This is a genomic window from Microcoleus sp., from assembly GCF_041354475.1.
Lineage (GTDB): Bacteria > Cyanobacteriota > Cyanobacteriia > Cyanobacteriales > Microcoleaceae > Microcoleus.
In genome coordinates this window covers 130,068-143,667 of record NZ_JBGJZU010000003.1, presented here as the reverse complement: position 1 = coordinate 143,667, position 13,600 = coordinate 130,068, and the positions used below count along the sequence as shown (strand labels likewise).

The 13,600-nt window shown below is 43.6% G+C and carries 12 protein-coding genes and 2 pseudogenes; 6 read left to right on the top strand and 8 right to left on the bottom strand.

The features are described from left to right. Positions 1-1,422: 1,422 nt before the first annotated feature. The 3 genes and pseudogenes from ACBR23_RS02090 to ACBR23_RS02080 form a co-directional block, all read right to left on the bottom strand. Positions 1,423-2,154 (bottom strand): annotated as a pseudogene (locus ACBR23_RS02090) (ABC transporter ATP-binding protein); the annotation flags it as partial. Between the two features lie 182 nt (positions 2,155-2,336). Continuing rightward, positions 2,337-4,013 carry a trypsin-like peptidase domain-containing protein gene (locus ACBR23_RS02085; protein WP_371118478.1) on the bottom strand — a complete coding sequence of 559 codons (1,677 nt, stop codon included), beginning with the start codon at positions 4,011-4,013 and terminating at the stop codon, positions 2,337-2,339. A gap of 314 nt (positions 4,014-4,327) precedes the next feature. After that, positions 4,328-5,026: a pirin family protein gene (locus ACBR23_RS02080; RefSeq protein ID WP_371118477.1), complete on the bottom strand. Its 699-nt coding sequence runs from the start codon at positions 5,024-5,026 to the stop codon at positions 4,328-4,330. Positions 5,027-5,226: 200 nt separating this feature from the next. Between ACBR23_RS02080 and ACBR23_RS02075 the strand changes: the two genes are divergently transcribed. Next, positions 5,227-5,625 carry a DUF4112 domain-containing protein gene (locus ACBR23_RS02075; protein WP_371118476.1) on the top strand — a complete coding sequence of 133 codons (399 nt, stop codon included), beginning with the start codon at positions 5,227-5,229 and terminating at the stop codon, positions 5,623-5,625. A 352-nt stretch (positions 5,626-5,977) separates the two neighbouring features. Here the strand turns inward: ACBR23_RS02075 and ACBR23_RS02070 are convergent, their stop codons facing one another. Further along, the gene (locus tag ACBR23_RS02070) at positions 5,978-7,000 is read right to left on the bottom strand and encodes a low specificity L-threonine aldolase (RefSeq protein ID WP_371118475.1); all 1,023 of its coding nucleotides are present in this window, start codon (positions 6,998-7,000) and stop codon (positions 5,978-5,980) included. Between the two features lie 111 nt (positions 7,001-7,111). On the opposite strand from ACBR23_RS02070, the gene ACBR23_RS02065 reads away from it, so the two are divergent. The 4 genes from ACBR23_RS02065 to ACBR23_RS02050 all read left to right on the top strand — a co-directional run bounded on the left by ACBR23_RS02065 (position 7,112) and on the right by ACBR23_RS02050 (position 11,015). Further along, complete coding sequence (locus ACBR23_RS02065) at positions 7,112-7,969, top strand: bifunctional class I SAM-dependent methyltransferase/HIT family protein (protein WP_371118474.1); 858 nt, start codon at positions 7,112-7,114, stop codon at positions 7,967-7,969. A gap of 189 nt (positions 7,970-8,158) precedes the next feature. Next, positions 8,159-8,728 (top strand): hypothetical protein, encoded by a 570-nt coding sequence (locus ACBR23_RS02060; RefSeq protein WP_340525400.1) that lies wholly within the window; start codon positions 8,159-8,161, stop codon positions 8,726-8,728. A 137-nt stretch (positions 8,729-8,865) separates the two neighbouring features. Then, positions 8,866-10,221: an ATP-binding protein gene (locus ACBR23_RS02055; protein ID WP_371118473.1), complete on the top strand. Its 1,356-nt coding sequence runs from the start codon at positions 8,866-8,868 to the stop codon at positions 10,219-10,221. Next, positions 10,218-11,015: a tetratricopeptide repeat protein gene (locus ACBR23_RS02050; protein ID WP_371118472.1), complete on the top strand. Its 798-nt coding sequence runs from the start codon at positions 10,218-10,220 to the stop codon at positions 11,013-11,015. The genes ACBR23_RS02055 and ACBR23_RS02050 overlap by 4 nt, the downstream gene beginning before the upstream one ends. 16 nt (positions 11,016-11,031) lie before the next feature. Here the strand turns inward: ACBR23_RS02050 and ACBR23_RS02045 are convergent, their stop codons facing one another. Genes ACBR23_RS02045 through ACBR23_RS02035 form a run of 3 tightly spaced genes read right to left on the bottom strand, consistent with a single transcriptional unit; the run spans position 11,032 to position 11,620 of the window. Then, positions 11,032-11,238 carry a DUF433 domain-containing protein gene (locus ACBR23_RS02045; protein WP_371118471.1) on the bottom strand — a complete coding sequence of 69 codons (207 nt, stop codon included), beginning with the start codon at positions 11,236-11,238 and terminating at the stop codon, positions 11,032-11,034. 35 nt (positions 11,239-11,273) lie between these two features. Then, a complete protein-coding gene (locus ACBR23_RS02040) occupies positions 11,274-11,477 on the bottom strand; it encodes a hypothetical protein (RefSeq protein WP_371118470.1) in 204 nt (67 codons plus the stop codon). Continuing rightward, entirely contained in the window at positions 11,477-11,620 is a 144-nt protein-coding gene (locus ACBR23_RS02035) for a hypothetical protein (RefSeq protein ID WP_371118469.1), read from the bottom strand. Before ACBR23_RS02035 ends, ACBR23_RS02040 begins: the two co-directional genes overlap by 1 nt. 70 nt (positions 11,621-11,690) lie before the next feature. Between ACBR23_RS02035 and ilvA the strand changes: the two genes are divergently transcribed. Next, on the top strand, positions 11,691-13,202 hold the full coding sequence (gene ilvA / locus ACBR23_RS02030; RefSeq protein ID WP_371118468.1) for a threonine ammonia-lyase, biosynthetic: 1,512 nt from the start codon (positions 11,691-11,693) through the stop codon (positions 13,200-13,202). Between the two features lie 123 nt (positions 13,203-13,325). Here ilvA and ACBR23_RS02025 read toward each other — a convergent pair. Further along, a pseudogene (locus ACBR23_RS02025) lies at positions 13,326-13,600 on the bottom strand (transposase); the annotation flags it as partial.

Genomic DNA, 13,600 nt, shown 5'->3' with positions numbered 1-13,600 from the left:
AACAGGTTCAATATCTGGGATTAATTCTGAGGTTTCTACAACAGGTTCAATATCTGGGATTAATTCTGAGGTTTCTACAACAGGTTCAATATCTGGGATTAATTCTGAGGTTTCTACAACAGGTTCAGAATCTGGGATTAATTCTGAGGTTTCTACAACAGGTTCAATATCTGGGATTAATTCTGAGGTTTCTCGAACAGGTTCAATATCTGGGATTAATTCTGAGGTTTCTACAACAGGTTCAGAATCTGGGATTAATTCTGAGGTTTCTCGAACAGGTTCAGAATCTGGGATTAATTCTGAGGTTTCTACAACAGGTTCAGAATCTACGATTAATTCTGTAGTTTCTACAACAGGTTCAATATCTGGGATTAATTCTGAGGTTTCTCTAACAGATTCAGAATCTACGATTAATTCTGTAGTTTCTCTAACAGATTCAGAATCTACGATTAATTCTGTAGTTTCTACAACAGGTTCAGAATCTACGATTAATTCTGTAGTTTCTCTAACAGATTCAGAATCTACGATTAATTCTGTAGTTTCTACAACAGGTTCAGTCTCTGGGATTAATTGTGAGGTTTCTACAACAGGTTCAGTCTCTGGGATTAATTGTGAGGTTTCTACAACAGGTTCAGAATCTGGGATTAATTCTGAGGTTTCTACAACAGGTTCAGAATCTACGATTAAGGCAGAATTTTCTCGAACAGGTTCAGAATCTACGATTAATTGTGAGGTTTCTACCACAGGTTCAATATCTGGGATTAATTCTGAGGTTTCTACCACAGGTTCAATATCTGGGATTAATTCTGAGGTTTCTACCACAGGTTCAATATCTGGGATTAATTGTGAGGTTTCTACCACAGGTTCAATATCTGGGATTAATTCTGAGGTTTCTACCACAGGTTCAGAATCTGGGATTAATTCAGAATTTTCTATAACAGGTTCAGAATCTGGGATTAATTCAGAATTTTCTATAACAGGTTCAGAATCTGGGATTAATTCTGAGGTTTCTACAACAGGTTCCGTATCTGGGATTAATTCAGAAGTTTCTACAACAGGTTCCGTATCTGGGATTAATTCTGAGGTTTCTACAATCGGTTCCGATGCAGGTTGAGAATCACTTATTTCCTGTAATGTTTCTGCAACTGCCAAAGTTTGGGCAACTTCAGGTTCAGTTTCAATTAAAACATCTCCCTGCTTCTTTTGGGCCGTTGTCAGCTTTAAAAACACATCTTCTAAACTAGCGCGGTTGCGACGCATTTCGCAGAGTCCAAAACCAGAGGCGATGATAGCTGTGGCAATTTCTCGTCCGGGTTCTAGATCGGGTTCGCACAGTGCCCGTAGGCGATAACGACCGGCTAAAGACTCTTGATTGGAGATTAATTCGATCGATCGAACACCGGGTAAATTTTCTACAGCAGGTAACAGCAGACTGTTCAATAACTCTGGTTCCCCTTCCACTTCCATTTCATAGCCAGAATTAGCCGCCAATTCACCAGTCAAATTTTCAGGACTACCTGCTGCGACAATTTGACCGCCATTGATGATGGTAACGCGGTTACAAGTCATACTGACTTCGGGCAAAATGTGGGTAGAAAGAATGATTGTGTGTTGTCCCCCAAGGCTTTTGATTAAATTGCGAACTTCGATGATTTGTCGCGGGTCAAGACCGACTGTTGGTTCGTCTAGGATAATTACCGGGGGGTCGTGGACGATCGCCTGAGCGATGCCTACTCGTTGCTTAAAGCCCTTGGAAAGTTTGCGGATTAAAACTTTCCGTTTTTCGACCAAGCCACAGCGTTCGATGGCTGAGGTGACTCTGCGCGCGCGATCGCCCGCCGGTACTTGCTTAATCCGGGCCACAAAAAACAGAAATCCTTCCACAGTCATTTCTGGATAAAGTGGGGGATTTTCTGGTAAATAGCCGATGCGCTGTCTGACAGCCATCGAATTTTCGTGAACATCGAGACCGGCGATACGGGCTGTACCGCTGGATGCTGGTAAATATCCCGACAAAATCCGCATGGTTGTGGTTTTGCCGGCACCATTGGGTCCCAAAAAACCCAGAATTTCCCCTGATTCGACCGAGAAAGACACATCCGCGATCGCTGCGGTGGAACCGTAAGTTTTGCTTAAGTGTTCTACTTCAATCATTTTTCAGAAGTCAAGCGATGTTAGATTTGAGATTTTCCAAGTTACCCCACAGACTAATCCGGGGGATTGTGAGTTTAGTCCAGTCTGAACCAAATCTATCACAACAGGCGATCGTACTCGGAAGTGGGAGGATGGTTTTAGACATCTCCCAGAAGTATAATGCCTAAGTCCTGACAAAAAACTCAACTCCGTTTCCAAATTTTAATCTCCCCCAACCAACCACCACTCACAATCATCTTCCCATCCCCACTAATCGCCACAGCACTAACATAGCCAGAATGCCCGGTCAAAGTACCCCTCAAATCCCCCGATCGCACATCCCAAAGCCTAATACTCTTATCCCAACTCCCACTAAGGAGCGTACTACCATCGCGACTAATTGCCACCGACCAAACCCCATCCGTATGGCCACTCAAACGCCGAATTAACTGCCCATTTCCCACATTCCACAAGCCAATTGTACCGTTGCCATTTCCAGCAGCCAAACTCTTGCCATCGGGACTAAAAGCTACGGACAAAACCGACAAATTCTTACCGCTAATCGTGCGAATTAATTGACCACTAGCTAAATCCCATAACTTAATCGAACCATCTTTGCTACCGCTAGCTAATACCCCCCCTAGCCCCCCCTTGCTAAGGGGGGGGATTTGAGGATTCGGACTGAGGGCAACAGTATTTACCAAGCCAGAATGCCCGGTCAAAGTCCGTAGTAACTCCCCGGTTTTGAGATTCCAAATTTTAATCGTTTTGTCCCAACTACCGCTAACTAAAAACTCACCATTGGCACTAATCGCCACAGTCGAAACCGCATCGGAATGCCCGCTCAAAGTTTGTAAAAGAGCACCAGTTTCTAAATTCCAAATCTTGACCGTTTTGTCATCGCTACCACTAGCTAAAATCTTGCCATCGGGACTGATAGCTACGGCATTTACTGCTTCCCGGTGACTCCGCAGGGTAGTTTTCAATTCCCCACCGGGAAAATTCCAAACAGAGATAGTGCCGTTACTATTACCAGTGGCAAAATAATCAGTTGCCAAGGAAACGGAACTGACTACTTCCGCAGGGGCTTTGATGGTGTTTGTGGCTGCAAAGGCGATCGCACTTGCAGACTTACGGGGCGAATTATTAACGGGATTTGAGGGTGTTTTGGCCGTGGGAGATTCAGGGACTACTGGCAGCGAAATAGTCGATCGCCATTTCATGAAAGTATGAGTTTCTATCCCCGCCGCCACGATTTTATCAGAATTATTCTCAAGCTTCACAATGCCATTAATTGCGATCAATTTCCCCCCATCGTCGAGTACCGGGCCGCCACTCATCCCCGCTCTCACCAAGTTATTGTATACTAATGTATAACCGTTCCAGACAGTCTGACGGCCAGTCAGCAAGCCTTCTGTGGCAATGAAAATCGGCTGTCGGAGGGAACCACCGGATATCGGCCAGCCCGCCACAATCGCCTTTTTTCCCGCAGTTGCTGGGGAATTGGCTAATTGAGCCAGGGGATAGCTTTCAGGGCTGCTGAAGGGGACGATCGCCAAATCCGCACCGGGCATTCGCCGGATTAAAGTATAATATATAGAGTGAGATTTACCATCGGGAGTAATCACCCGATAATCACCGGCTTTGTCTACAACGTGCCAGTTAGTCAGAATATAGTAGGTGTTACCTTTTTTTTCTAAGATGACTCCAGAACCGCCTTTAGGCCCTTCAATGCGGACAGTGACAGCTTTAGCGACGGTTTTAACTTGGTCGGCGGTTAAGGCTAGGGCGATTTGAGGTAAGGTGAAGGGGAGAAGAGAGATGGTGCTTAGGGCGATCGTAGCACTCAAAACAGCCGGGATTGTTTTGCTGTAATTCATTTTTTTTTAATTTAACATAGATTTTTTCAGTCCTCTGAAGACAACTTCAGCTTTGAGTAAGGGACTTAACTGCCTTGCTGGCTCTAACGGCTAGTGGAAAATATCAATTCAAGAAATGCTGTTAAGCAAATGGAGAGAAATACATGGCATTTAAAAACTGGCTCTAAATCTGCCGCAGCAAGGCAAAATGGCAAAAAAGGCGGGCGACCTAAAAAGAATATTTCCGTTAATTCTTGAAATCAATTTTTAGCTGTCAGATGTCATTGACTAAAATCCCCGAATTCTTTGAGAAGTCGGGGATTTCGCATTCAATTTCAGGCTAAATCAAACAGCAAAAATTCAGCATCTGCTGTAGCTTCAATCACCAACTCAGACTCATCACTAACCGCAGCACCATCGCCCTGTTCCAAAGCCAAACCATTGAGCAAAACAGAGCCTCGCGCTACTTGCACCCAAGCATAGCGATTTGACTGTAAAACATGAGAAACCCGCGCATCCTTATCCAAAACAGCCGCATACAAATCCACATCTTGATGAATTTTCACAGCACCATCTCTAGCATCTCGCGCCGCCACTAACCGCAACCTTCCCCGTCTTTCTACTAAGGGAAAATCCCGTTGTTCGTAACTTGGTGTCAATCCATTCCTATCGGGCAACAGCCAAATTTGCAGTAAATGAACCGAGTCACTTGGCGAGTGATTGAACTCGCTATGCTGGATACCAGTACCAGCACTCATCCGCTGCACTTCACCAGGTTTAATCACCGCACCAGTACCCAAACTGTCCTTATGTTCTAATGCTCCTTCCAACACATAAGTAATAATTTCCATGTCGGTGTGACCGTGAGTACCGAAACCTTTGCCACCGTTAATGACATCCTCATTAATCACCCGCAAAGAGCGAAAATTCATATACTTGGGGTCGTAATAATTGGCAAAGGAAAATGTGTGATAACTGTCCAGCCAACCGTGATTTGCGTGTCCTCTTGCTTCACTTTTGCGAATAGCAATCATTTTCCGAATCCTCTGTGAAACCTATAGGGGTGTTTTTGTTATATTTCAAGTTTAGACCAAGTAAAGCTATTATGGGAAGTACGCACTTTTAAGTTAGGTACTACCCAAAAAGTTACTACCACCAAATACTCTGCAACTGAAAGCCAGTATCTAGCTTCCGACAGAGTTCAATATTTCCACCGAATTCAACAATCATTAAGATGAACCACACAGAGCGTCTTGCCACTCTCAACCGCATCCGCAAATTCAGCCGTTTGATGGATACCGCCATTGGCATCCCCGGCACCAAATTTCGTATCGGCTTAGATCCGATTATCGGTTTAGTACCAGGTGCTGGCGACTTAGTAGATACCGCATTTTCCGCTTACTTAATTTATTTAGCAACTAGATTCAAACTCCCACCCAAAACTCTCGGAAAAATGATTTATAATATAAGTCTAGAAGCAGTCATCGGCTCCATACCTTTAATCGGAGATATCTTCGATGCTTTTTATAAATCAAACATCAGAAATCTGGCTCTTTTAGAAGAACACCTCGCAGTAGTTGAACCGGAATTAACCGCAGTTGCAGAACCGATTTCTGAATCGATCAAAATGTAGCAGCGGGTTCCACCAATAAAAATTGCCAGGAATCATCCCGATTTTGTAAGGGGGGATGGGGGAAGGGGGACTTTGAGAAGACTCCTGTCCCCCCCTTCTTAAGGGGGGCTAGGGGGGATCTGGGCCTAGTCGTCAAACAACAGTCTCTGACAGGGTTTGACGTTAAGTTGACACAAATGGCTTCGCCCCTACGAATATATTTGCCAAACACAGATTCACCCAATTGCCAATAACCAACAATCTCTCAAACCCGCCCAACCCAATTGCCGTGTCCTGATTTCGGGTTATATTAATTCCGATGCAACCGGAAGCAATCTGAGATATTATTGGTAAAACCGCCCCTACCAAATAATTAATGATAGCGCTTAACAGCTTCCACCAAAGCAATCACATCTTCTTCTTTAGTATTAAAAGCCGTTACCAGTCTCACAGTACATTTATCCCAGCGATAAAACTGGAAGCCTTCAGCTAAAACCGCCACTATTACAGATTCAGGAAGTTGAATAAAAATTTCATTCGCTTCTACAGGATGACAAAAAATTACTCCCTCAACTCCCGCCAAACCTAGGGCTAACTTAGCAGCCATCTGATTTGCATGAGCAGCATTTTTTAGCCACAAATCATCAGTTATATATGTTGACAACTGGGCAGACAAAAAACGCATTTTAGAGAACAAATGCCCACTACGCTTGCGGTAAAAAGGGAAATTATTTGCCAATTCTTCATTGAAAAAAACCACTGCTTCCGCCGCCATTGCACCATTTTTAGTCGCTCCAAAGGAGAGAATATCGACCCCAGCCCGCCAAGTCACATCTGCTGGAGAACAGCCAAGACTGGCGACAGCATTAGCAAAGCGAGATCCATCCATATGCAGGTGTAAATTATGGTGACGAACCACTTCTGAAATCTGGGAAATTTCCGCCGGAGTGTAGATAGTTCCAGCTTCCGTTGCTTGAGTGATGCTGACGGCGGCTGGCTGTACGTGGTGGACGACTCCTACACCCGCACGCGCCAGACTTTTTTCTAAAGTTCCTGCATCAATTTTAGCATGATTTCCTGTTATTGTCACCAACTTTGCACCACCGCTAAAAAACTCCGGCGCGCCACATTCATCAAGATTAATATGAGATTCCCCATGACAATAAACAGCACCGTAAGGAGGTGTCACAACCGCAAGACTCAGAGCATTAGCAGCGGAACCAGTGGCTACCGGAAAAACCGTCACCGATGTCTCAAATAGTTCAGAAAACTTAACTTGCAAACCTTTTGTATATTCATCATCCCCATAGGATGAAACACTACCATAATTAGCTGCTGCGATCGCAGCCATGATTTCTGGGGAAACACCCGTTGCATTGTCGCTACAAAAATTCATAAGAATATTCGGTAAACACAATCTATAATATAACTCAAACACCAGGCAGTTGTCGCGGTTATATTTTAAATATTGAAATTTTCAAATTATTCAAATTAAATTAATCTCACCATGAAAAAACAGCAAAACAAATTCAGTCACCTCACGGCGATGGAAAGAATTTACCTGTCATTTCCGGCGAAATATTTATGGGAGCAAAACCTACTGCAAGGTAAAATCTTAGACTTTGGTTGTGGCTTTGGCAACGATGTGAAATTATTGCAGCAAAAAGGGTTTGATATTGCAGGTTATGACCCTTACTATTTCCCAGTATATCCAGAAAATAAATTCGATACAATCCTTTGTTTTTATGTTTTGAATGTTTTGTTTCCAGAAGAGCAAGCTAAGGTCATCATGGAAGTATCGCATTTGCTTAAACCAGGAGGCAAAGCATATTTTGCTGTGAGAAGAGACCTCAAAAAAGAAGGTTTTCGAGAACATTATATCCACAAGAAACCTACTTATCAGTGTATAGTAAAACTTCCGTTTAAGTCAGCACACTTAGATGAGTATTGTGAAATATATGAATATGTCCATTATAATCATCAAAGAAATTCAACTAATCATTGTGTTTTTTGTAACCCGCATAAACAGCTCACTTTACTAACTGAATCAGCAACCGCCTATGCTATATTTGATGGTTATCCTGCCAGCAAAGGTCATGTTTTAATTATCCCGAAGCGTCATGTTGCCAATTATTTTGAACTGCCGTTTCGAGAACAATCAGCTTGTTGGTTCATGGCGAATCAAGTGCAAGATATTTTAAACAAAGAATTTCAGCCGGACGGTTTTAATGTGGGAATAAATATTCATAAAGATGCGGGTCAAAGTCGAAGTCATGCTGCGATTCATATTATTCCCCGCTACCGAGGTGATGCGAAGGGACATAAAGGCGGGATTAGATACGTGATTCCCAAGAGTGACAAATAAAAGTTAGTAAATTGTGAAAGGGATTTTTTTTTAACCGCAGAGGCGCAGAGAACACAGAGGAATGGAGAAGAGTGGGAGTCATAATTTTTGTAAGGATTGTTATATTTGAGCAAAGGCCGAACAAAAAAGGGTTAAAATATATTTACTAAGTCTGATACTAAACCTTAGCAGCAGTTTTGTATTCTGTTTATGTCTAAGCGCAAAAAACAAGAATGGCTCAAGGAAACCCTAGAGCTCAAGGAAAATCATAACTGGAAATCAAAACCGGGAACTCGCATCTTTGTCGCCGGAAGAGGAGCAGTCCGCTTTGATGTCCCCGATGATTGGCATTTTGAACCGGATACAAAATCTTTTCGGTTTACGGACAAAAAGCCGCCGGATGATGATTGTTGTTTGGAAGTTTCGTTTAATTTACTTCCCCCCGGAAACTGGGCCGATTTTCCCTTGGCTCCGCTATTAAAAAAGGTAGCGGAAGAAGACTCTCGAAATCCGTTTGACATGGGGGAAATCATTCAACTGAAGCGACAAACTGCTCGGATTGTTTGGACGGAATTTAAATTTATCGACCCTCCAGAACAGCGGGAAGCTTATTCGCGAATTTGTGTGGGATTGGGTTCTAATGTTCAGTGTTTGATTACTTTTGATTACTGGGTTGATGATGCAGAACGTTTGACTCCTGTCTGGGATACGGTGATGGAAACGTTAGTTTTAGGGTTGTTTATTAGCGACCCTAGAACCGGATTTGCACGGCCTGATTAGATATATGTACAGTTTGAAGTGGTGGGTTTTATGGGTTGATTCAATGTCAAAAAATAGGCGATCGCATTAAATGCAAGGATATTGATAAATATCTTGTACACTATACTTGTTGTGATTTTTTTTACTTGAGGTAGCTTGTGACACTAGATTTGCTAACTGAAATCTACAGTTCCTTTGAACCATTTCAGCCTCCCTCGAAAGAGGCGTATGTTGATTGTCAGGAAGTCCGTGGTGGTTGGGAAGTAGTACGGGAATTAGGTCGAAAGATTACGCGATCGAAGAAACCGACTTGCCAGCTTTACTCCGGCCACCGAGGAGTAGGAAAATCCACAGAACTTCTGCGATTGAAGGAATACCTAGAACAACAGAAGTATTTTGTGGTTTACTTTGCAGCAGATGATGAGGACATTGAACCCCAAGATGCGGAGTATGCGGATATATTGTTTGCTTGCACTCGGCATCTAGTAGAAGCGATCGATCTACAAAATCATAATCCTTTGCTAGATTGGATGAAAAATAGATGGGAATCTCTCCAAGATTTAGCACTGACAGAAGTGTCTTTTGAAGGCTTAAACTTAGAGGGACAAATTGCCCAGTTTGCCAAAATTACAGCCAATCTTCGCGCAACTCCAGATAAGCGGCGCGAACTTCGACAGAAAATTAATGCTAATACTCCGTCTTTGGTAGAGGCACTGAATGACTTCATCAAAGAAGCTGAGAAATCTCTAGATATAACCTGTCGCGGCATTGTGATGATTGCCGATAATTTGGATAGAATCGCAGAAACTAAAGAAGAAGCAACTCCCAGCAATTATGACGAGATTTACTTAAATCGAAGTGAAATTCTGCGGGGCTTGGCGTGTCATGTAATCTATACGGTTCCGATCGCAATGGTATATTCGGGACGGGCAACACAGCTTGAAGATAACTACGAAAAGACCAATATTTTACCGATGGTGATGGTGCAGAATCCTGACGGTACAGTCAACTCAAATGGACTATCCAAGTTGCGGGAAATTATCTGTCGGCGGCTAGAAGCGATCGACTCCAGACTGACTCAAACTATGGATGGTAGTGTGGCAGGTTTAGATCTTCCGGCTGTGTTCGACAGTCCAGATACATTAAACCAGCTTTGCATCATGAGTGGCGGACACGCGAGGAATTTGATGCAGATGATCCGAATCGCTGTAAACTGGACGGACGAGCTACCAATTACGGCTGAAGCGGTGCAACGGGCAATTGCAGAAACGCGAGAAACCTATCTCAATACAATTCAAGAACATCAGTGGGAAATTTTGGCTGATGTTTATTGCAAAAAGCACGCAAACAATAACGAACAGTGTCTGCGCCTGTTGCTCACCCGCTGTTTGTTGGAATATCGCTATTATGATGATAAGGGCAATCTCAAACGCTGGTACAATGTCCATCCTCTGATTGAAGAAATCGAGCAGTTTCAAGCTACAGTTGCCAAAATTCGGCAGTCGTCATCATGAGTCAACCTTCTGCTACTCAGAAACTAGACACTAGCCCAGAGGGAGTCTATCGGGCTTTATTACGATGCCTAAAACGAACAAAAGGGTTTGGTATTGTGTTCGTGCAATGCTCTCCGGCAAAAGGTACTGAGTTGATTTATCGGGTGCCGTATGATTTGTCTGAGAAAAAAATTGCGGTTCTAGAATTGACAGAACCAATTGATAATCTGTATAATATTGTTGCAAATAGGGACGATCGAAATGACCTAAATATTCTCTTCATTCAAGGACTAGAAAAGTCACTAGAACCTTATATCAAACCTGGATATGGTGGTGATGGTGATTATTATATTTTAGATACAGTACCTCCTATTCTGAGTCACCTCAATCAACGACGGGAAATTTTTCGCGATCGCCTGAGTAACATTTGCTTTGTTTTTATACTACCACTTTTTGCTATTAAATATATCATCCGTCGTGCTCCTGATTTTTTTGATTGGGGTTCTGGTGTGTTTGAGTTATCTAATAGTAATAAAAGTAGAATTATTAATGGTTATCTTTATAGAGATAACATTGTTCTAGGAAACTTGCTTCAGGACAAAAGCCGTTATGAAGAAGCCATAAAAAGATATGAAGTAGCTATTAGACTAAAGCCTGATTCATCATGGAAAGCGTGGAATTTTCTCGGTGTTGCTCTACTGCAACTAGGGCGCTATGAAGAGTCAATTGCCAGCTTTGATAAGGCATTAAAAATAAAGCCAGATTATCAAGACGCTAAAACTAACCGAGATATTGCTTTAAAAGAATTAAATTAGGGTTTGTAAAATCAATTCAAAGTGCAGAAAACAGCAAGCAAGCTTGGATATCTTCAGGTTCTAAATCAGGGAAATCTGCCAGAATTTCACTAGCAGGCACATTATCAGCTAAAGTTTCTAGAATGTCGCTAACTCGAATTCTCATGCCTCGGATACAGGGACGGCCTCCACATTTACCCGGAGTTTGAGTAATGCGATCTAGTAAAGCAGTTTTGTCTAGCATAAGTCTTACCTAGAGAAAGTCATTATTTTAGGACTTTAAACTGTCTCCCCACTACTTGGTTGGGGCATCGCTTCAATCAACGCCCGAAGCACCTTGTTTACTGCCTCCGGTTTTGACAAAATCCGGGCAATATCCTCATCCAAAACAACGACTACAATTTGCAAAACGGTTGGGTTTGGCTTTTTTGTAGTCCAAGCGGTACTCCGGCAAAAGCTCATCTTCGGAGTTTGAAGATTCATTAAAAGACGTTTTCTTCTTTTGCTTCTTCAAAATTTACACCGTGGTTGTTGAGATTGATAGCTGCTTTGATTTCGTTCCATTCAAATTCCATGATAACTTCCGATCGCCAATTAGGGAAGCTTGCAGCTATTTGATCGCCCATTCTCCGTAAAATACTAACACAAATACCGTACAATAATCCCACCATCCCGCATCTATTAACCCCCCAGCCCATGCTTTGCGATTACCTAGTACAAATCCTCACCGCCCGCGTCTACGATGTTGCCCAAGAAACACCTCTAGAAGTCGCCCCCAATCTATCAGCGCGACTCAACAATCAACTGCTGCTGAAGCGAGAGGATATGCAGTCTGTGTTTTCGTTCAAGCTGCGGGGTGCGTATAACAAAATGGCGCAACTTTCGCCGGAATTGCTGGCAAAAGGGGCGATCGCAGCTTCTGCCGGAAATCACGCCCAAGGAGTCGCCCTCGCAGCTCGCCACTTAGGAACTCGCGCCGTGATAGTCATGCCCGTAACCACGCCCCAGGTCAAGGTAAATGCGGTCGTAGCCCGTGGTGGAGAGGTGGTTTTACATGGGGATACTTACGACGATGCTTACGCTTTTGCGCGCCAATTAGAGGCGGAAACAGGCATGACTTTTGTTCACCCTTTTGATGACCCCCACGTGATTGCGGGACAGGGTACGATCGGCATGGAAATTCTGCGACAACATCAAAAACCCATTCATGCGATTTTTGTGGCGATTGGCGGCGGTGGATTGATTTCTGGAATTGCGGCTTACGTGAAACGGTTGCGGCCGGAAATTAAAATTATTGGTGTCGAACCTGTCGATTCTGATGCGATGAATCAGTCTTTGAAAGCGGGGAAACGGGTGCGTTTGTCGCAGGTTGGTTTATTTGCGGATGGCGTGGCGGTGCGGGAAGTGGGGGAGGAAACTTTTCGGCTTTGTCAGCAGTATGTGGATGAAATTATTTTAGTGGATACGGATGATATTTGTGCCGCGATTAAGGATGTTTTTGAGGATACGCGATCGATCTTAGAACCGGCGGGCGCATTGGCGATCGCAGGTGCGAAAGCTTACGTGGAACGGGAACAAATCGCAGGAGAAACTCTAATTGCGGTTGCTTGCGGTGCAAACATGAATTTCGATCGCCTGCGTTTTGTGGCAGAAAGGGCCGAGTTTGGCGAACGCCGGGAAGCTATTTTTGCAGTGACAATTCCCGAACAACCGGGAAGTCTCCGCAGGTTTTGCGAATGTTTGGGTAAACGGAATTTAACTGAATTTAGCTATCGAATTGCGGATGAAAAAGCAGCGCATATTTTTATCGGCGTGCAAATTCAAAACCGTGCGGATGCGGTAAAAATAGCGGCGAGTTTTGAGGATTGTGGCTTTAAAACTTTGGATTTAACTGATGATGAATTAACAAAATTGCATTTGCGGCATATGGTGGGCGGCCGTTCGATGCTGGCGGATAATGAGTTGTTTTATCGGTTTGAATTTCCCGAACGTCCTGGTGCTTTGATGAAGTTTGTGGGTTCCATGAGTCCTAACTGGAATATTAGCGTTTTTCACTACCGGAATAATGGCGCTGATTACGGGCGAATTGTGGTGGGAATTCAGGTGCCGCCGGATGAGATGAAGGAATGGCAGGCTTTTTTGGATACGCTGGGTTATCAGTATGGGGATGAGAGTCAGAATCCGGCTTATAAGTTGTTTTTGAGATAGGGGTTTTTGGGGTGGGGTTTATCACTCGGCGGTTGAAACCGCGACTATACAAACGAAGTCCGCCTGCGCGGACTAAGAGTAAGAGATTGGACGTGAATAATGTCATGTCTGGTTTTCGACGCATCAAACTTCCGATCGCAAATTCTGCACATCCTGAACGCTAAGTCCGGTTATTTGGGCTATGGTTGTGTCATCTAGGCGATCGAGTAACTGCCGTGCGATCGTCAATTTTTGTTCTTGTAGAGCGTCTTTAGTAGCTTTAATTATCGCTCCTTGTTGGTCGTAAATAAACATTTCTTGCCGTTCGATATTTGCTATTTCCTCCGGGCTTAAATTCACTCGATCTGCGATGTCAAAAGCTTGATGGATTTCGGGGACGCTATCCATTACTGGCGGGA

Coding starts and splice junctions, on each gene's coding strand:
- ACBR23_RS02050 (WP_371118472.1), top strand. CDS start 10,218: ATGAGTCAACCTTCTGCTACTCAGAAACTAGACACTAGCCCAGAGGGA.
- ACBR23_RS02065 (WP_371118474.1), top strand. CDS start 7,112: ATGAAAAAACAGCAAAACAAATTCAGTCACCTCACGGCGATGGAAAGA.
- ACBR23_RS02035 (WP_371118469.1), bottom strand. CDS start 11,620: ATGGGCGATCAAATAGCTGCAAGCTTCCCTAATTGGCGATCGGAAGTT.
- ACBR23_RS02045 (WP_371118471.1), bottom strand. CDS start 11,238: ATGCTAGACAAAACTGCTTTACTAGATCGCATTACTCAAACTCCGGGT.
- ACBR23_RS02080 (WP_371118477.1), bottom strand. CDS start 5,026: ATGATTGCTATTCGCAAAAGTGAAGCAAGAGGACACGCAAATCACGGT.
- ACBR23_RS02070 (WP_371118475.1), bottom strand. CDS start 7,000: ATGAATTTTTGTAGCGACAATGCAACGGGTGTTTCCCCAGAAATCATG.
- ACBR23_RS02075 (WP_371118476.1), top strand. CDS start 5,227: ATGAACCACACAGAGCGTCTTGCCACTCTCAACCGCATCCGCAAATTC.
- ACBR23_RS02085 (WP_371118478.1), bottom strand. CDS start 4,013: ATGAATTACAGCAAAACAATCCCGGCTGTTTTGAGTGCTACGATCGCC.
- ACBR23_RS02060 (WP_340525400.1), top strand. CDS start 8,159: ATGTCTAAGCGCAAAAAACAAGAATGGCTCAAGGAAACCCTAGAGCTC.
- ilvA (WP_371118468.1), top strand. CDS start 11,691: ATGCTTTGCGATTACCTAGTACAAATCCTCACCGCCCGCGTCTACGAT.
- ACBR23_RS02040 (WP_371118470.1), bottom strand. CDS start 11,477: ATGAATCTTCAAACTCCGAAGATGAGCTTTTGCCGGAGTACCGCTTGG.